Source organism: Bartonella sp. AP58NXGY, assembly GCF_042195785.1.
In the GTDB taxonomy this organism is placed as follows: Bacteria; Pseudomonadota; Alphaproteobacteria; order Rhizobiales; family Rhizobiaceae; genus Bartonella.
On the sequence record NZ_JBHIOY010000342.1, the window covers coordinates 1 to 267 of the forward strand.

Below are 267 nucleotides of genomic sequence, written 5' to 3' on the forward strand. Positions count from 1 at the left end.
TCTTTGAAACGTATGCATGAGCTTATAGAACGAATCGCAATTGCACTCGAAAAAGGAGAAAAACTCTATTGGATTTGTCCCTTAGTGGAGGAATCGACAGCTCTTGATCTTACTTCAATTGAAAATCGTTTTGCGTTTCTTCATGAACGCTTTGGAGCTCGCGTTGGGATGATCCATGGCAAAATGTCTACAGCAGAAAAAGAAGCTGCTATGGCATCTTTTAAATGCGGAAATACACGTATTTTAGTTGCAACAACCGTCATTGAA

General features: G+C 39.7%; 1 protein-coding gene. It reads left to right on the forward strand.

Going from position 1 to position 267, the window contains the following annotated elements; translation table 11 throughout:
* Window positions 1-267: helicase-related protein (locus ACFINC_RS11305; RefSeq protein ID WP_375617265.1), on the forward strand; the 267-nt coding region annotated here is incomplete at both ends.